This is a genomic window from Campylobacter sp. (assembly GCF_052170435.1).
Classification (GTDB): domain Bacteria; phylum Campylobacterota; class Campylobacteria; order Campylobacterales; family Campylobacteraceae; genus Campylobacter_A.
This window is the reverse complement of the sequence record NZ_JBQNAN010000007.1, coordinates 60,471-78,530: the sequence shown is the minus strand read 5'-3', so window position 1 is coordinate 78,530 and position 18,060 is coordinate 60,471. Positions and strand designations below refer to the sequence as shown.

The 18,060-nt window shown below is 45.8% G+C and carries 17 protein-coding genes and 5 tRNA genes; 15 read left to right on the top strand and 7 right to left on the bottom strand.

Annotated elements, in window-relative coordinates; genetic code table 11:
* Positions 1-36 precede the first annotated feature (36 nt).
* The 5 genes from ACTTJF_RS04595 to ACTTJF_RS04575 form a co-directional block, all read right to left on the bottom strand.
* Positions 37-126: transfer RNA gene (locus ACTTJF_RS04595), tRNA-Ser, on the bottom strand.
* A 30-nt stretch (positions 127-156) separates the two neighbouring features.
* A complete protein-coding gene (locus ACTTJF_RS04590; protein WP_314887220.1) occupies positions 157-312 on the bottom strand; it encodes a hypothetical protein in 156 nt (51 codons plus the stop codon).
* Positions 313-330: 18 nt separating this feature from the next.
* Positions 331-404: transfer RNA gene (locus ACTTJF_RS04585), tRNA-Cys, on the bottom strand.
* A gap of 10 nt (positions 405-414) precedes the next feature.
* A tRNA-Leu gene (locus tag ACTTJF_RS04580) sits at positions 415-501 on the bottom strand.
* A 25-nt stretch (positions 502-526) separates the two neighbouring features.
* Positions 527-601, bottom strand: a tRNA-Gly gene (locus tag ACTTJF_RS04575).
* Positions 602-719: 118 nt separating this feature from the next.
* Between ACTTJF_RS04575 and ACTTJF_RS04570 the strand changes: the two genes are divergently transcribed.
* From ACTTJF_RS04570 to ACTTJF_RS04500, 15 genes are all read left to right on the top strand, one after another.
* Positions 720-795: transfer RNA gene (locus ACTTJF_RS04570), tRNA-Ala, on the top strand.
* 145 nt (positions 796-940) lie between these two features.
* Positions 941-1,636: a response regulator transcription factor gene (locus ACTTJF_RS04565; protein ID WP_442550951.1), complete on the top strand. Its 696-nt coding sequence runs from the start codon at positions 941-943 to the stop codon at positions 1,634-1,636.
* The gene (locus tag ACTTJF_RS04560) at positions 1,620-3,059 is read left to right on the top strand and encodes a c-type heme family protein (RefSeq protein ID WP_442550950.1); all 1,440 of its coding nucleotides are present in this window, start codon (positions 1,620-1,622) and stop codon (positions 3,057-3,059) included. Before ACTTJF_RS04565 ends, ACTTJF_RS04560 begins: the two co-directional genes overlap by 17 nt.
* A gap of 97 nt (positions 3,060-3,156) precedes the next feature.
* Positions 3,157-5,223 (top strand): cytochrome c3 family protein, encoded by a 2,067-nt coding sequence (locus ACTTJF_RS04555; RefSeq protein ID WP_442550949.1) that lies wholly within the window; start codon positions 3,157-3,159, stop codon positions 5,221-5,223.
* Between the two features lie 54 nt (positions 5,224-5,277).
* On the top strand, positions 5,278-6,090 hold the full coding sequence (locus tag ACTTJF_RS04550; protein ID WP_442550948.1) for an FKBP-type peptidyl-prolyl cis-trans isomerase N-terminal domain-containing protein: 813 nt from the start codon (positions 5,278-5,280) through the stop codon (positions 6,088-6,090).
* A gap of 36 nt (positions 6,091-6,126) precedes the next feature.
* Positions 6,127-6,810 (top strand): 4Fe-4S dicluster domain-containing protein, encoded by a 684-nt coding sequence (locus ACTTJF_RS04545; protein WP_314068293.1) that lies wholly within the window; start codon positions 6,127-6,129, stop codon positions 6,808-6,810.
* A gap of 1 nt (position 6,811) precedes the next feature.
* Entirely contained in the window at positions 6,812-7,783 is a 972-nt protein-coding gene (gene nrfD, locus ACTTJF_RS04540) for an NrfD/PsrC family molybdoenzyme membrane anchor subunit (RefSeq protein WP_442550947.1), read from the top strand.
* Between the two features lie 20 nt (positions 7,784-7,803).
* A complete protein-coding gene (gene ccsA / locus ACTTJF_RS04535) occupies positions 7,804-10,500 on the top strand; it encodes a cytochrome c biogenesis protein CcsA (protein WP_442550946.1) in 2,697 nt (898 codons plus the stop codon).
* 11 nt (positions 10,501-10,511) lie between these two features.
* Positions 10,512-11,357 carry a tetratricopeptide repeat protein gene (locus ACTTJF_RS04530; protein WP_442550945.1) on the top strand — a complete coding sequence of 282 codons (846 nt, stop codon included), beginning with the start codon at positions 10,512-10,514 and terminating at the stop codon, positions 11,355-11,357.
* A 14-nt stretch (positions 11,358-11,371) separates the two neighbouring features.
* Entirely contained in the window at positions 11,372-12,508 is a 1,137-nt protein-coding gene (locus ACTTJF_RS04525) for a nitrous oxide reductase accessory protein NosL (protein ID WP_442550944.1), read from the top strand.
* Positions 12,505-12,693, top strand: coding sequence for a hypothetical protein (locus ACTTJF_RS04520; RefSeq protein ID WP_442550943.1), 189 nt, complete (start codon positions 12,505-12,507; stop codon positions 12,691-12,693). Before ACTTJF_RS04525 ends, ACTTJF_RS04520 begins: the two co-directional genes overlap by 4 nt.
* Positions 12,683-13,792, top strand: coding sequence for an ABC transporter permease (locus tag ACTTJF_RS04515; RefSeq protein WP_442550942.1), 1,110 nt, complete (start codon positions 12,683-12,685; stop codon positions 13,790-13,792). Before ACTTJF_RS04520 ends, ACTTJF_RS04515 begins: the two co-directional genes overlap by 11 nt.
* A complete protein-coding gene (locus ACTTJF_RS04510; protein ID WP_004321767.1) occupies positions 13,789-14,463 on the top strand; it encodes an ABC transporter ATP-binding protein in 675 nt (224 codons plus the stop codon). Before ACTTJF_RS04515 ends, ACTTJF_RS04510 begins: the two co-directional genes overlap by 4 nt.
* Positions 14,460-15,413 (top strand): hypothetical protein, encoded by a 954-nt coding sequence (locus tag ACTTJF_RS04505; RefSeq protein WP_442550941.1) that lies wholly within the window; start codon positions 14,460-14,462, stop codon positions 15,411-15,413. The genes ACTTJF_RS04510 and ACTTJF_RS04505 overlap by 4 nt, the downstream gene beginning before the upstream one ends.
* Positions 15,410-15,919: a hypothetical protein gene (locus tag ACTTJF_RS04500; protein WP_442550940.1), complete on the top strand. Its 510-nt coding sequence runs from the start codon at positions 15,410-15,412 to the stop codon at positions 15,917-15,919. The genes ACTTJF_RS04505 and ACTTJF_RS04500 overlap by 4 nt, the downstream gene beginning before the upstream one ends.
* A gap of 398 nt (positions 15,920-16,317) precedes the next feature.
* Here the strand turns inward: ACTTJF_RS04500 and ACTTJF_RS04495 are convergent, their stop codons facing one another.
* Positions 16,318-17,091, bottom strand: a complete 774-nt coding sequence (locus tag ACTTJF_RS04495; protein ID WP_442550939.1) for a pseudouridine synthase — start codon at positions 17,089-17,091, stop codon at positions 16,318-16,320.
* 1 nt (position 17,092) lies between these two features.
* Positions 17,093-18,052, bottom strand: a complete 960-nt coding sequence (locus tag ACTTJF_RS04490) for a KpsF/GutQ family sugar-phosphate isomerase (RefSeq protein ID WP_442550938.1) — start codon at positions 18,050-18,052, stop codon at positions 17,093-17,095.
* Positions 18,053-18,060 lie beyond the last annotated feature (8 nt).

Genomic DNA, 18,060 nt, shown 5'->3' with positions numbered 1-18,060 from the left:
ATTAATATATTGGAGATTAGTATATTATTTAGATAATGGCCGGGAGATAGGGATTCGAACCCCAGGAGGCTTTCACACCTCAACGGTTTTCAAGACCGCCGCTTTCGACCGCTCAGCCATCTCCCGTAAAAATATTTCGGCTAATTATAGCCAAATTTATTCGGTTTTTTCCTTAACATAGGAAGCGCCCTTATTAACTTTTTCCTTTGACCACTCTACGACGTTATTAGTATCCTCTTTAACGCCGTGCCATGTATTTGAACAACCGACCATAAAAAAAGCAGCAGATAATAGCATTAATAAATAACGCATTTTCTCTCCTTAAATTTTTGGAGGCGACACCCGGATTCGAACCGGGGATCAAAGCTTTGCAGGCTCATGCCTTACCACTTGGCTATGTCGCCTAAAAGTCAATGGTGCCCGAAACCGGACTTGAACCGGTACGGTAAAAAATACCGAGGGATTTTAAGTCCCTTGCGTCTACCATTCCGCCACCCGGGCAAAATTCCCTATCCAAAACCAAAAATGGAGCGGGAAACGAGATTCGAACTCGCGACCCCAACCTTGGCAAGGTTGTGCTCTACCCCTGAGCTATTCCCGCATTTTTGTTTGAGAAATGAGATTCTAGCTGATTTTTGCTTAAAATTTTATTTTATTTCATCAAATTTCAAAATTTCGTAAGATAAAAATGATATAATTCCAAAATCTTTTCGATGATTGGGGTTATAGCTCAGCTGGGAGAGCGCTTGAATGGCATTCAAGAGGTCGGCGGTTCGATCCCGCTTAACTCCACCATCTTTAAATTTATTCCCCAAATTTTACATCCAAGCCGCCAGAAAGTTTTGATTAATTTATAATTCGCGATTAATATCGCAACCTCTGAAAATAGTATTTTAAGCTTGCTTGTGTTAGTATCGGCAAAATTTAGTACGGGAAAAAGATGCAAGATTACTCTATTTTAGATGTTTTATCCAACAAAAAAGTCCTTTGTTTAGAGGATGAACCTTATATATTAAAAAACATGATCGACTCCCTTGAGCTGTTTTTTGCCGAAGTAAAAGGCGTAAGCGACGGCATCGAGGCGCTAGACGAGGCTATGAGCGGCTCGTACGACGCGCTCGTCCTAGATGTTAGCGTCCCTCACATGGACGGACTAGAGGTAGCTAAAAAGATCCGCTCTGCAAATCGCAAAATCCCGATCGTAATCATCTCAAGCCACACCGAGCAGGAGTATTTGTGGCGCGCCGTCGAGCTAAAGATCACGAGATATCTATCAAAGCCTTATGACAAAGATACGTTTATAAAAGCGCTAGAAGACGTCGCGATGGAGCTCATCGATCATACGCCGATGTTTAGCATCAACGATGACCTCAAATACGACTTTAGTAAAAAAATCATATATATAAAGGAAGAGGCCTGTCGCCTCTCCAAAAGCGAAAGCAAGCTTTTGGAGTATTTTTTAAACAACAAAAATCAAACTATCACTTACGAACAGCTATTTGACTACATGTGGGAATTTGAACAACCGACCAAAGAGGCCATCAAAACCATCGTAAAAGAGCTGCGCCGCAAGATCGGCAAAGACACAATCAGAAATTTATACGGCGTAGGATATCTATGTGAAGTCCAAATTTAAATTTATCGTCCTACTGCTCGTCGTTTTGTACGGCGCCATTACCGTTTTGGTTTTTAACTTTTACCGCGATCTTGCATTAAAGGACGCCAGACAGGAGGCATTTTACGTACTCGATGCGATGAACGGCATACGCGACTACATCTCCACCGTCCAGCGCCCGCTGATAGAAGAGCTAAAAGACGGCGGCGTCATAGACAAAGACCTTTTTGATCCAAGGCTCATGTCCTCATCCTATATAACTCGTCAAATTTACAAAATCCAGCTCGCCAAAAAAAACATAAACTACGACTACAGGCTAACGGCGACGAACCCGCTAAACCCCGAACACGAAGGTACGGAATTTGAAAACGAAATTTTAGAAGGATTTAAAGAGGGTAAATACGAGGTCTACTCCGACATAATCAAAGATCAAAACGCCTCGTACTTTTTCGTCGGCCTTCCGGTCAAAAACTCCCACCCGTCCTGCGTCGAGTGCCACAACATAAACAGCGCGCCTAAAAAAATGCTCGAACAATACGGAAATTTAAATAATTTCGAGGGCAAAGTCGGCGACACGATAGCGATGGTGAGCTTTAAAATCCCGGTAAAAAGCATCCTGCTCTATCATAAACAAGAATTTATCGTTAGCGGCGTGGCGATCACGGCGATATTCGGGGCGTTTTTATTTTTCGTTTATAAAATCCACAAAGGCAACGAAAAAACCAAGATGCAAAACGAGCTTTTGATGATAAATCAAAGCCGCTTAGCCTCGATGGGCGAGATGATCGGCAATATCTCGCATCAGTGGCGCCAGCCTCTAGCCCAGATTAGCTCGACTTTGGTAAATTTGGAGCTTTACTCCGAGCGAGGCAAGCTAAGCCAGCAGAGGCTAAAAGAGGCCATCGAGGAGGCGAATGAGCAGGTCAAATTTATGTCCGGCACTATCGAGGATTTTAAAAATTTCTTTAATCCAAATATGCCAAAGAGCGAATTTGACGTAAAGCAGGCTATAGAGCAGGCTTGTAAAATTTTAAACGCGACGCTCAAAAGGCACGTCATCGACGTAAAAGTCGAGATAAAAGAAAATTTTACGCTTTACGGAAATATAAACGAGCTCATTCAAATTTTAATCAACGTCATGAATAACGCCAAAGAAGCATTTTTAAACGCGCCGCAAGATCGAGCGCAGGCAAATCGACGGCAAATTGTAATAACAGCCCTTTTGCAAAACAGCGAGCGAGCGATAACGCTCGAAAATAACGCCGGTAATATAAATAAAGCGGTGATAAATAAAATTTTCAAGCCGCATTTTACTACGAAAAAGTCAGGCAGCGGGCTTGGGCTATATATGAGTAAGGTGATAGCCGAAAAAAACAACGCCCGAATTTACGCGCAAAATATAAATAACGGCGTAGTATTTACTATTAAATTTAAAAATTCATAATTTATTAATATTCCCCTTTTTTTGCCCCCTTTTTACGATAACATTATCAGTATGAAATCTTTTTGATTTTAGATCCAAAATTTATAAGGAGGGCGCAATGAGGAATTTAAGTAAAACCTTATTAGGTTTGCTTATGGGCGTTAGCGTCTTCGCATCGCAAGCCTGTTGCGAAGAACACAACATGCAGATGTCTCAACAAGCGCGAGACGTCATAGCAAACCCAAAAGGTACGCTTCAAAGTAGAGGCGTAATATCCTTGCAAGACTACATCGTAGAAGAGCAAGAGATGTATGAGTGGCTGTTTAAAAACCACCCGATTTTCACAAAATACGGCGGTAAAACAGTCGGTAAACTGGACGTTCACGACCGTGGACTTGAGTGGCTTGCCGAAGGTCACGGCTTTGACATGTCAAAAGCTAGTAAAAGAGACGGCGGTAAAGGCTACAGCTCTATGATGTATAGGATACCTGCGGGTTCGTCTTTGCAGTTTCCTAACAAATTCATAGGATCAGAAAAGTGCGGCGAGTGCCACCCTGCGCAGTACGAGGTATGGAGCAGATCGCGCCACGCCACTACTATCCGCTTCCCTGGCGAGCACCCGGAGGTTAACAACAACCTAACCGATCCGGTATTTAGCCCGGATACTGCGTCTATCTTGCCTCAAGGCATTACTCCGGACGTTATTTACGCGACCGTAGGCCACCTAAGAACTAAATTCGGCTACGTAGATGCATGGCTACTACGCGGTACTTACCACATAGAGGGCGGTAACCTAAAAGACGGTACTGGTCAAGTCGTAGCCGGCGGCAACCAATTCCAAAGAACTTGGGCGTTAAATTTAACTCCCGAAACTGTTAAGAAAATCAAAGATTTCGTTCCTGATTTCCCAGAAACTCTAGCTGATTACGGCGACAACGGCGGATACGTCAGAGGTCTAGCCTCATACGCCGCTAAATACAAAAAGTCAATGTTCTTCCAAGCAAACGGTTCTTACTGCGAAGTTTGCCACCCGTTCAAATTTGACTTTAAAACCAAGAAAGAGTTCTATGCGGCTCTGGGTAATGCTAAAGAGCTTCAAAAACACACTATCTCTAAAGGCGTAAGCTGTGAGGAGTGTCACGGAGCAGGCGGTCACCTTGACGGAGCTACAAACTTTAGAACATCAAACTGCGAACGCTGTCACCAAAGATTTAACTATAGCCCAGACCTAGCTCGCGCTAATCCTCTAAACCAAGGCAAGCTTGATCTATCTCTAAGCTCTAAATTTAAATCAATGGGACCAGGATGCGGATCTGAAGGTTCACAATCATACTTTACCGCTCACTACGATAAAGGTATGCGCTGCACCACTTGCCACGATCCACACGATAACACGGGTCCGGTCGTAGGCGACAAGACTATCAAGGGCGTAAACTATAACTCAGAGCAAGGCTACCTAAGTGCGCTTTACACTAAACCAAAAATCAGAAAAGATTGTCAAGATTGCCACAAAGAGCAAGCATATATCGCTTCAAGAGCCGATACACATAAAGATAACACTTGCGCATCTTGCCATATGCCGTTCATGATGAGCTGCGAGAACTTCTACGCTATCCAGTTCCAAGACAACGCTGGATTTGATACTCAAAGAAGATCTCACATCTGGAAGATCGACGTAGATCCTGCTAGAAAATCTCTAGTTGCGGGCGACGCTGCTAAAGGACCAAGAGACGCTAAAGATTGGCACTTCCAAAGAGATAAAAACGGACATAACTTCGTTGACCTAATGTGGGCGTGCGCTAGAACGTCTTGGGCCGATAAAGATATGCAAGATACTAAAGGCTGCCACAGCCCGGTACTATCTGAGCTAAAACCTACCCTACACTTCAAGAACCAAAAACAGGTTTACGACGAAGTAATGGGATGGCAAACTCCTGTTAAAAACGACTTCTCTCAAGTCAAAATCGGTATCGAGGGACTTTATGCTATCTTAGAAACTAAGAAACTAAGCCCTAGCGATAAGACGAGAGTTTATGAGCTAATCGAAAAAGCGCAAGACACTGTCGACTTGCTACAAAAAGACGGCTCATGGGGTATGCACGGCTTTAAATATACAAAACAAAGACTCGACGCTTCTAAAGAGTACATCAAAGAAGCCCAAAGAATCATAAACAACAATTTATGATGCGATTACGGACGCCGCGATTTTGCGGCGTCCAAATTTGATAAGGTAAAATTTATGCGTTTTAAATTTAACAAAAACCCGCTTTTAGCTCTTTGCCTAACGGCCGGCTGCGTTTTATGCGCAAGCGCTGCAGACAAAGAGGCGATGACGCAAGAGCAAAAAGAATCATACAGTATCGGAATTTCAACCGGAACCTATATCTCCGCACAACTAAAAAAACAAGAAAGCCTAGGCGTTAAATTTGACAGCAAGGCTATTTTAGACGGCTTTGCCGACGCTTTTAAAAAAGAACAAAAACTAACTGACGAAGAGATCATCTCTCTACTAAACCAAAGAGACGAAAAACTAAATAAGCTAACCCAAGACGCGCTAAAAAAAGCGCTTGAAAAAAATTTAAAAGAGGGCGAAGAATTTATGGCGAAAAACGCCAAAAATAAAAAGGTCAAAACGACTAAATCAGGGCTTCAGTACGAAGTCATGGCTGTCGGCGACGGCGATAAGCCAAGACCTGAGAGCGTCGTAGCGCTAAACTACAAAGCCTACCTCATAAACGGCAAAGTTTTTGACGACACATACTCTAGAAACGAACCTGCGATCCTTTCTATGGTAAATTTAATAGACGGCCTACAAGAGGGCCTCATGATGATGAACGGTAACTCAAAATATAAATTCGTCATCCCGTCTCACCTAGCTTACGGAGACGAGGGTGCGGACGAGATACCGGGCGGCTCGACGCTGATTTTTGAAGTCGAGCTAGTAAAGGCGCTAAAACCTGGCGAGCTAGCCGGCGCAGCCAAAAAACTAAGCGAAACTCAGCCGCGAAATTTCCATGGCGCGCACAGCCACGGAAGTAGCGTTGGTAGATAAATTTAGGATATTTAATCCATACGGATGGAGAAGAATATGAAAGAGCAAAATACAAGAAGGACGTTTTTTAAATTCCTTGCTTCGGGCGCGGCGGTTGCGGGAGCGACTAGCGTACTGGGCAAGAGTATAAATTTAGACGCCCCTACGGAAAACGGCAAAAAGCCGCACTACGGCATGATCTTCGATCAGAACAAATGCGTCGGCTGTACCGACTGCGAGGTCGCCTGCCAAAAGGTAAATTTGGTCCCAAAAGGCCAAATGAGGCTTTTTATCCAGGATAAAACCGATCCGCTAAATTTGAAAGAAAAGCGCTACGTCAGGGTTTCCTGCCAGCAGTGCGAGGACGCGCCGTGCGTGACCGTTTGCCCGACAAAAGCCTGTCACAAGGACGAAAAAACCGGCATCACGACGATGAACACCGATGATTGCATCGCCTGTAAATACTGCATCGTAGCCTGTCCTTACGACGTGCGATTTATAAACCACGAAACGAGAGCCGCAGAGAGCTGCAACTTCTGCTTGGATACAAATTTAAAAGACGGCCACGAGCCTGCCTGCATCGAGGCGTGCAGATACGAGGCGATCGTGTTCGGCGATCTAAACGACGAAGAGTCGCACATCAGCAAGCTACTTCGCGTAAAAGATAGCCTGCGCATGCATCCTGAGTGCGGCACGAAGCCGAGCCTGCGCTATATTCCTGCGGTTAAATTGGGGGTGTGATATGAACGGAGCTATAAATTTCACTGCGACCTTCTCGCACGGCGTAGAGTGGGGCTGGCCGATCGCGGTTTATCTTTTGCTAGCGGGTATGAGCGGCGGCGCTTTGATAGTCGCGATCCTCGTTAAATTTTACAAAAAACAGACCGAAAGCACGCCGCTGTTTAAGGCTGCGTCGTTGCTATCTTTCGTCACGATCCTTCTAGGTATGGTTTGTCTGGTGGCCGATTTAGAGCGACCGCTACTTTTCTGGAAAATTTTGATTAATTATAACTTCACATCGGTTATGTCCGTGGGCGTGGCGGCGCTTTGCGTCTATATCCCGCTTACCTTCGTAGCCTGCCTTTACGCGTTTGAAGAGTGCCTTAGAGAGTTTTTGACGCACAATCTTAGCTTTTTAAAAGGACTTTTCGAGCTTGCGATGAAAATTTTAAACGCGCTTCGCCCGCTGCTTCTTGCGCTTACGCTTGTTTTTGCCGTCGCGATCTGCGCTTATACGGGCTTTTTGATCTCGGTTTTGGTTAGATTTCCTATCCTTAATACCGCCGTTTTACCTGCGCTTTTCGTGGCGTCGGGCTTATCGGCTGGCATCGCGGGCTCAAGCCTAATAGCCGCGCTTTTCTTTAAAGCAGACCCGCACGGAGGCGATCTAAAAACCTTACACGCGGTCGAGTGGCCGGTTTTAGCGATGGAAATTTTACTAATCGGCATGATTTTCGTCTCGCTCATCACGGGCAGCGACGTGCAAAAAGCCGCTAGCGTCGCCTTTAGCGAAGGCGTTTATGCTCAGCTGTTTTGGCTAGGCGTCGTGGGCGTAGGATTTTGCGTACCGCTAGTTTTAAATTTCGCACTAGGCAAAAAGATCGCTCACACCGCATTTGCGTTCTACGTTAGCGCGCTTGCTAGCGTGGTCGGAGTATTACTTCTTAGAATGTTTATACTATACGCAGGTCAAACTTACGATATAATAATGTAAAAAATTCGAAAGAGGCGATTTTGGGCGTAAATTTATTTAGATTTTTCACTTCTTACAAATTTGCGCTCTGCCTCCTCTTTATCCTTGCCGCAGGCGCCGGCGTCGCAACTTTCTTAGAGAGCATTTACGATACGCAAACGGCTAAAATTTTAGTCTATGATGCGCGCTGGTACGAGTGCGTCATGAGCGTGCTTGCGCTTTGCTTGCTCGCTATCATCGTAAAAACCAAAATGTGGCGCCGCTTCGGCTCCTTCGTACTTCACGTTGCATTTATCGTTATCTTTATCGGTGCGGCTTTGACGCGTTATCTGGGCGCTGAGGGCGTACTGCACGTAAGGGCGGGCGAGAGCGGAAACGAGATGGTGAGCGTAAAGCCGTATCTGCAGATCCAAACCAAAGACGCATTTTTCGAGTATCCGCTAAATTTAACCCAAATCGGCGATAATAATTTTAGCTTCACGCAAAGTATAAATTCCAAAAATTTCACCGTCAAATTTGACTCCTATAAACCCGCACCCAAAGGCGAGCGCGGTACTCTCGTAGTAAAAGCGGGCTTTGAAGGGCAGCGCGAACAAACGGCCAAAATCCACGGCGGCGTAGGCTGGCTGGGCGAGCCTAGCACGCTAAATTTTGACGGCGAGGAGATAATGCTAACTTGGGGCTCAAAGCTAGTTAGCCTGCCGTTTTCGATAAAGCTTATTAAATTTGAGCTTGAGCGCTACCCCGGCTCGCAAAGCCCGTCATCCTACTCTAGCGACGTAGAGGCGCTCTCAGACGCAGGCGAGGTTTTAACGAGATATAAAATTTACATGAATCATCCGCTAAATTTGCAAGGCTTTAAACTCTTTCAGTCATCCTACGACGCGGACGAGCAAGGCACTGTACTAGAGGTCAACCGCGATCCTGGTAAAATTCCTACCTACATCGGATATTTCCTGCTTTGCGTCGGCGTCATCGGCAACTTTTTTACCAAAAACAGCCGCTTTTTAAAACTCATAAATTTCATCAAAAACAGCCGATTTTCGCTCGTTGCGGCCTTTATCGCGCTTGGTTTTTTAAATTTTAACGCAAACGCGGCCGAGCAAAACGAAAGCGAGATTTTAAAAACTTTTGCCGCAAACACAGCCGCTCACGCTAACGGCGAATTTGCAAAGCTTCTCGTACAAGACTACGCGGGCAGGATAAAGCCGCTTAGCACCGAAGCGGGCGAAATCGTAAATAAAATCTCGGACACGGACTCGCTTTACGGCCTAAGCGCCGAGCAGATCGTGCTTGGGATGAATCTAAATCCCGCGCTGTGGCAAGAGATCAAAATCGTAAAGATAAAAAACGGCGAGATCAAAAAAATGCTAAATTTGAGCGGAGATTACGCGAGTTTCAGAGACGCTTTTGACGCAAACGGCGAGTATAAACTGGCCGCACAGGTCGAAGCCGCGAACGAAAAACCTCTATCAAAACGAGGCACGCTCGATAACGACCTCATCAAATTTGACGAGCGACTAAACATCGCGTATCTAACGTTTAAGGGCACGTTTTTTAAATTTATCCCGGTAGCAAACGACCCGCAAAATGCCTGGCTCTCGCCAAACGACGCATTTGGCGACGAGCGAGTCGATACCAACGCAAAAAGCATGCTAAACGACTATATAACTGGCCTGCAAGAAGGCATCTCGGATAATAACTGGGGCAAGGCCGACTCCGCACTAGCCGCACTAAGAAACTATCAGCGAACGGCTTCGGCGGAAATTTTACCTAGCGTTAGCAGGGTTGATGCCGAGGTATTTTATAACCGCGCTTCGGTGTTTAAAAAACTGGTTTATTTCTACTGGATTTTGGGCTTTGCCGCGCTTTTGCTTGGGCTTGCTTCAGTGTTTTTATCGAGGCGAATTTTACCGCTTGAGCGAGCGATTTTAGCGGCGTTTGCGCTTGGATTTGCGGTGCATACGGCAGCTTTGGCGCTACGCTGGTACGTCTCGGGGCATGCGCCTTGGAGCGATAGCTACGAATCAATGATCTATATTGGCTGGTCGGGAGTGCTAGCGGGGATGATATTTTTTAGGAGTTCGCTGCTTGCGCTTGCGGCGGCTGCGCTGCTAGCGGGCATCGTGATGCTGGTGGCTCACATGAGCTTCGTAAATCCGCAGATAACGAATTTAGTCCCGGTGCTAAAGTCATATTGGCTCAGTATCCACGTATCGGTTATCACTGCTAGCTATGGATTTTTAGGCCTTGGCTGCGTGCTCGGGCTTATCGCGCTAGGGCTTATGGCGTTTAAAAACAAAGCAAACGAGGCGAGGCTAAACGAGCAGATCAGATATATCGCAGCGATAAATGAAGCAAGCCTCATCATCGGTCTTTGCTTGCTAACGCTTGGAAATTTTTTCGGTGGAATCTGGGCGAACGAGAGCTGGGGGCGCTACTGGGGCTGGGATAGTAAGGAAACGTGGTCGTACGTCTCGATCCTAGTTTACGCGATCGCGCTGCATCTGCGCTTTATACCGAAGCTAAATTCGCTCTACGTATTTTTGATCGCATCGGTGTTTTCTTACGCTTCGATCGCGATGACTTATTTTGGCGTAAATTTTTACCTAACGGGCATGCACTCTTACGCCAGCGGAGATTTGCCGCCGGTGCACATTAGCGTCTATATCGCGCTTGGCTGCATGCTTTTGATAACCGCGCTAGCCTTTAGAGGGCGCGACGTAAAAACGATTTAAAAGGAGAAAAAATGTATAAAAAACTACTAGCGGCGGCGGTTTTATGCGCTAGCGCAAACGCGGGCTTTATCCAAGAGGGCATGCAAGCCCAGCAAAGCGGCGACCATAAAAAGCTCATAGAAATCTACGAAAAAGCCTGCCACGAGGAAAATAAGGCCTCTGGCTGCTACAACCTTGCCGTGGTGTATTTTGAAGGTACGGGCGGCGTGGAGAAAAATTACGAAAAGGCGATAAATTTATACCAAAAAGCTTGCAACGCCAAATTTGCGCTTGCTTGCAACAACCTAGGCTACATCTACGAAAGCGGCAACGGCGCGACTCAGGACTTCGCTAAAGCAGCCGCTTACTACGAAAAAGCCTGCGAAGATAACGAGGGCTGCACTTCGCTAGGGCTTCTTTACGCAAACGGAGCGGGCGTCAAAACCGATATCAAAAAGGCGATCTCGCTCTACACCAAAGCCTGCGACTACGGCGATATGATGGGTTGCAATAACCTAGGCTACCTACACCTTGAAGGCATGGGCGTAGAAAAAGACTACGTTAAAGCAAAAGCCTTTTACGAAAAGGCCTGCGCGGGCGGCGTCGGTATCGGCTGCGACAACCTCGGCTTTTTGTATGCATTCGGCCAAGGCACGGAGCAAGACTACGCCAAAGCTAAAGAATTTTACGAAAAATCCTGCGCCCTAAACTATGACAAAGGTTGCAATAACCTAGCCATAATGTACGCCGAGGGCAAAGGCGTCGCGGCCGATATCGCCAAGGCTAAAGAGCTCTTTGACAAAAGCTGCGCAAAAGGCCTAAAAGTCGCGTGCGAGAATGCGGAGTTTTTAAAACCGGAAACAAATAAAACTAAATAATTTAAGGAGATAATATGATTTTACGTTCTATTTTGGGTTCGGCGCTACTAGCGGCGCTACTTTTCGGCGCCGAAGCAAACGAGCAAACCGGCAAGATGAAGCCGATGTTTCAAAGCGTAGATCCGAGCAAAGCTACGCTAGTAGGAAGCGGCGAGGATAAAGAGTACTGCGCCGTTTGCGGCATGAATTTGGTTAAATTCTACAAAACAAACCACGTTTATAACGGCAAACAAGTAGCATCCCTGCACTGCTTATACGAGCTCACGGAGGGAAAAATCCCAAGCGATGCGCAGGTCGTAGATACGAAAAATCTAAATTTGATCGATGCGAATAAAGCCTTTTACGTCGTAGGCAGTAAAATCGGCGGCACGATGACTAGAAATAGCAAATACGCCTTCTCAACCGAGGCTGACGCGAAAGAGTTTCAAGCCGAAAACGGCGGAGAGATAATGAATTTTGCTAAAGCTTACGAGATCGCCGGGCAAGACTTTGAGGGCGATAACAAGATGATCAAAGCCAAACGCGAGGGCGGCGTTTACGCGCACGGTAAGGAATTTTACGAAGCAAACTGCGAGAAAGTCGATCCAAAAAGCTTTAAGGCCATCTCCGAGCTAAAAGCTCACCTCAAAAAAACATGCGACGCAAAGGGCGCTAGCAAAGCCCCTGAATACGACAAACACCTGCAAGCGGCAACTCTATATCTATGGGACGCTCCGGCAAATTTAGGCACGAGCGATCAAGCCTCAAAGTCTAAGCAAAAAACGCAAAAAGCCGAGAGGATCGTCGTGCCAAAAGGCGCGCGTTGTCCGGTTTGCGGTATGCTGATCGGCAAAAACCCGCAGTGGGCGACGATGATGAAAACAAGCAAAGAGGAGCTTTACTTTGACGGCGTCAAGGATATGATGAAGTATTATTTCGAAAAAGGCAAAAAAGACGATCAAATTTACGTTAGCGACTACTACAAGCTAAACAAAATCGACGCTAGAACCGCCTACTACGTAACCGGCTCAAACGTACTCGGACCTATGGGCAACGAGCTCATACCGTTTGCCAGCGAAGAGGACGCTAAGACCTTCGCCAAAGATCACGGCGGTAAACAGATAGTCAAATTTGACGAAATCACGACTCTTTTAGTAGAGAGGCTGATGTGAGACTCATCTGCGTTTTAGCGGGCGTTTTTGCGATCCTTTACGTTTGTATCGGGGCGCATTACCTAGGTTTTGATAGAGCGGGCAAGGAAGCTCAGCTAAATTTGATCCAAAAATCCGTCAAAGACGCGCAAATTTCGACGAATTTTATTTCAAAAGAGTACGGGAAGTTTGTCTATGCCGAGTAAAAATTTTATCGATTACGCAGTTACGCTGCTCTATAAAGACCGCGCCGATCACGCTTTTAGCTTTTTTATCTTCGCTTTTATCGTGTTTATCTTAAGCGCGGTTCTTTTCGTCTCAAGCTCCATCCAAAGCGACCTTACGAATTTGACACGCTCAAAACCGGAAGTCGTCGTCGATGCTCTGCGCGCGGGCAAACGCGACTTGATGCACGACGGCTACATCTACGACGTCTCAAAGATCGCGGGTGTAGCTAGCGTAGAGGGCGCGGTCGAGGGAGAGTATTATTTCGCGCAAAAAAGAGTCTGGTTTCACATCGTCGGCGACGAAAATTTAGACGAAAACGAGATGATCGTAGGTGAAGGCGTGAAAAAAGAGATGGCGGAGCTTTATTACGAGGACGTTTTTAACTTTTTAACCGAGCAAAAGTTGATCCCGATAAAGATCAACAAAACCGCGCCGCATGAAACGGGCATCGTCTCAAACGACGTTATCTATATGAATCCCGCCACCGCGCGCGAAGTGCTAAGCCTTAAAGAGGGCGAATACACGAGACTCTACGTCGAGGTGCCAAACGTCAACGAGATCAGCGAAGTGGCGCTAAAGATCCAAAACGTCTATCCAAATACCGAGGTTACGAGTATCGAGGACGGAGTAGCCAAAATAAGGCACCTTTACTACTACAAAGGCGGCATTTTTATGGTGCTTTACGTCGTGGCGATGGTTTCGTTTTTTATCCTGCTGAAAAATCAAATTTCGCTCGCTTACGGCGAGAAGAAAAAGGAGATCGCGATATTGCGCAGTATCGGCTTTAGCGTGAGAAATATCATCGCGCTTAAATTTATCCAAAACATCGTCGTTTCTTTTAGCGCCTATTTGCTAGGCGTCGCGGGAGCGTATCTCTACGTGTTTTTATTCGGCGCGCCGTTTTTACGCGATATATTTTTAGGCAGCGAGGTGGCGAATTTTACCGATTTCACGCCGATCATCGACTTTAACATGCTGTTTTTGATCTTCGTTTTTAGCGTGATTCCGTTTTTGGCATTTGTCATCATCCCGTCGTGGCGCATAGCCGTTAGCGACATGAGCGAGGCGGTAAAATGAACGCGATAGAAGTAAAAAATCTCTGTAAAATTTACAATCAAAACAAACCCAACGAATTTCATGCGCTGAAAAATATAAATTTGACGGTAAAAAGCGGCGATCTGGTCATACTAAAAGGCGTCAGCGGTAGCGGCAAAAGCACGCTACTAGGAATACTCGGCGCGCTTAGCAAACCAAGTAGCGGAGAAGCGCTGATCAACGGTCGCAACGTCTCAAAGCTACCCGACATCATGAGCTCAAATTTTAGACATAGCGAGGTCGGGTTTATATTTCAGTCCTTTAACCTGATCGAGGGCCTTAGCGTCTATCAAAACGTACTAGCGCCGCTAAGCCTAACAAGCCTTAAAAAAGCCGAGCTAAATTCGCAAATCGATCGCGCGCTAAATCTCGCCAACATCGCGCACAAAAAAGATCAAATCATCTCAAAGCTAAGCGGCGGCGAGAAGCAGCGATGCGCGATAGCAAGGGCTCTAGCGATGGATCCTAGCGTCATACTAGCCGACGAACCGACGGCAAATTTGGACAAACAAAACTCGCTCATCTTCATCGAAATGCTGAAAAAATTTAAGGAGCTAAAAAAGACCGTCGTCGTTGCCACGCACGACATTTTGTTTGACGATCTGGACTTCGTGGACGGCTACGTGAGGATGCAGGACGGAGAGATGCTGTGAGCGTATTTTTATCGGACGAAGTCATAGCGTTTTTACTGATCGAGCTTATAATCATTGTTTTAATGGGTATTTCGCAGTATTTCGTCGTGCGCATCATGCGGCTATGGGACTTTAACTCGACGTCAAATTTACAATACGACCTCGAAAAACGCAACTACCTCGTAAATACGATTTTGTTTTTCGCCGTAGTTTGCAAGATCGTTTTGTTCGTATTTTTCGCGCTATCTCTAAACGAGCTAGCAGACGTAGTGCCGGGAGCCATGTGCTCGGCGGGCGTCATCGGCTCAAACGAATTTGGCGGCATTTTGCTGCTGCTAAAACTACTGCTTATCTTTGGCTTTGGACTATGGCTCATCATAAATTCGCTTGATTTAAAGGCGACGAATTTTCCGTATTTAAAGCGAAAATACGTCATCTTCACCGCGCTTTTTATCGGCGTTTTAATCGAATTTGCTACTGAGATTTTATTTTTTAGCAACGTGCCGTTAAAAGTACCCGTCTTTTGCTGCTCGGTCGTATTTCAGGCGCCAAAACTGCCGTTTGGCTACACGAAGTTAAATTTGGTCGTCTTTTACTACGCCGTTTTTGCAGTTATTTTGACGCTAAATTTGCTCAAACAGACGATGGCGAGCTTTGTTTGCAACCTGCTGTTTTTATTTATCGCATACTACGCGATTACCTATTTTTTCGGGCTTTACGTCTACGAACAGCCAAATCACAAATGCCCGTACTGCATGCTAAAAGGCGAGTATTTTTACGTCGGTTACCTCATCTGGGGTTCGCTGTTTTTGGGTATTTTCTACGGCATATCGGCGTTTTTGGTCGAGCTAATCGTGAAAAAACCTTACGAGCATTTGCTCAAAATTTCATCTTTTTGGCTGATCGTAAATGCTCTTGTTTGTAGCTTTTTCGTCGCTAAATACTACCTTTTGCGAGGAGTTTTACTATGATAAGGCAAATTTTCGCCGCCGTGCTACTCATCGGCGTGGTGGCGCTGCTTGCGTTTTCAGTGGATACTAGCGAGGGCAAAATCGTCGTTCGCCACGGCAACGTAGAAAAAAAGCCGCTAGAAATCGAGCTTGGCAAATACCTCTGCTTTGAGAGCAAGGTTCTCATCAGCGACCTAAATAACACGGCTCAAGCGGTAATGCCAAACGGCGATACGTACTTTTTCTACGACATCTCAAACTCGTTTACTTGGCTCATGCGGCAAAAAAATAAAGACGACGTCGTGCTGTGGGTGTATTCGCAAGATACAAGCCGCTATATCCTAGCTAAAGACGCCTGGTACTCGCGCGTAGATATCACTCCGATGGGATACGGCATCGGCGCGTACGAATACCACGTTTACGGCATTAACGATAACTATTTCGAGGACGTCATGCTCTATGCCGCACGCGGCGAAACGCTGATAAATCCGCTCATTTTTATCTTGCTTTCGGAGAATAAAATTTAGCTTTTAAAGCCTGCTTGTTTTTATTCTCCTAAATTATCTCTACAAAGTAAAATAGTTAAATTTGGCGGATTTAATTTTAAATTTGACTACATTTTAAGACTTTGAAAGGACTCAATTAACATTTGACGGCTAAATGTTAATAAAACAAACTTAATGAGCCTCCACATAGGTTGTAAATTCGATGTCCAAACAGGAGCTTAAACGTTAGTAAATTTACTGCTACAGGAGATGACTTATTAACGGTAGATGTTGAAATTTCATCTTTGTCAGTTAAATTTATACGTATTCCAAAAAATTGATCAATTTTTCCGCCGGTTTGAAAATTCGATGAACTATTGGCTAACGTTAATTTTTAACTATGAATTTTACATAATTAATCGCTAACGTTTTACAAAAGGTTAGTACCTAACGTTATTAACCTTCAAAAAATCCCTGAGCGCTTCGTATTCGCCATTTTCAAAGTATCGCCATTTACCGGGCTTTAGCATGCCAAGATCTACGCGACCGAAACTAACGCGTTTTAGATCCATCACCTCAAGGTCGAAATATCCGAAAAACCTGCGTAGTTCGCGGTTTTGTCCCTCGTTTATCACGACTTTTAGTTTCGTAAAGCCGCCGCTGGCGCCGAAAATTTTATAGTCTAAAAACGGCTTAAATTCCATCGATTTTATCGCGGTTTTAGCATGTGCGCCCTTAGTGGCGTCCGCGGCAAAAAACCCCTCGTTCATCGCTGTTATGACCTCAGGCGTTATCTCGCCTTTTACCTTTAGATAGTATTCGCGCTCTACGTCGCTGTTCATCAGCGCAGTTGCGATCGCTGGAGCATCCGTTAGTAAAAGTAGTCCCTCGCTAGCGTAGTCAAGCCGCCCGATACTAACAAATTTAGCAAACTGTCGGTCCAAACTATCATAGATAGTTTTGCGTCCGCGGTCGTCTTTTTTACTAACAAGCTCGCCTTTTTGTTTGTGATAAACGATCACGCTAAATTCTTTTTTCAGTCTCACTATGCGGCCGTTTATCTTTACTTTATCCTCATCGCTAACGCTCGTAGCTAGCTCGCTAACGACGCGGCCGTTTACACTAACTTTGCCCTGCTTTATGAGCTCGTCGGCCTCTCTACGCGAATAACTCGTGTTATGCGATATAAATTTATTTAGTCTGCTTTTTTGCATTTTATAGTCCTAAATTTGCAAGGTCGTGGATGTGCAGAACGCCGACGGGCACGCCGTTTTCCACGACGGCTAGGAGTTGGATCTTGTAGTGCTCGATAAGCGCTAACGCATCGATCGCTAACATCTCTTTATCGTTTAGCTCTTTTGGTTTTAGCGTCGCGTATTTGATAGCAGCGTCGTTTAGATCAAAGTCCTCTCTCATCAGCGCTCGCCTAAGGTCTCCGTCGCTTAAAATAGCGTCCAAAACGCCGTCTTTATCGACAATGAGGACGGTGCCGAGTTTACCGTGCGTCATCGTATCGATAGCCTGTTTTAGGCTCGCATTCCAGCGTACTATCGGTAAATTTTCGCTTCTCATCACGTCTTTTACCTTTAAAAATAGCCTCTTGCCGAGGCTTCCGCCGGGATGAAAATTTGCAAAATCCTCTTTTTTAAATCCGCGCTTTTCCATCAGACAAACAGCCAACGCGTCGCCTAAGGCTAACGTTAGCGTAGTCGAGCTGGTCGGTGCGGCGTCCAGCGGGCAGGCCTCCTTGCTAACGTCAAGCTTCACGAACGCATCGCTAAATTTGCCCAGCGTACTAAATTTATCCCTCGCCATAGCAACTATCGGTACGCCGAAACGCTGCACGTGAGGCAGGATTTTGGTTAGCTCCTCGCTCTCGCCGCTAAAGCTGATAGCTAGTAGCGTATCGTCCTTGCCGATCATACCTAGATCGCCGTGCATCGCCTCGGTCGGATGCATGAAAAAGCTAGGCGTGCCTGTGCTTGCAAGCGTCGCGGCGATCTTGGCGCCGACGTGTCCGCTCTTACCCACGCCAGTGACTACGACTTTGCCTTTGGTCTTGTACAAAACTTCAACCGCTTTTTCAAATTTGCCGTCTAAAATTTCGGCATTTCTCGTTAGCTCGTTAGCTTCCGTTTTTAGCACGTTAGCAGCTATTTTGATTGTATCGCTCATTTTGCGCC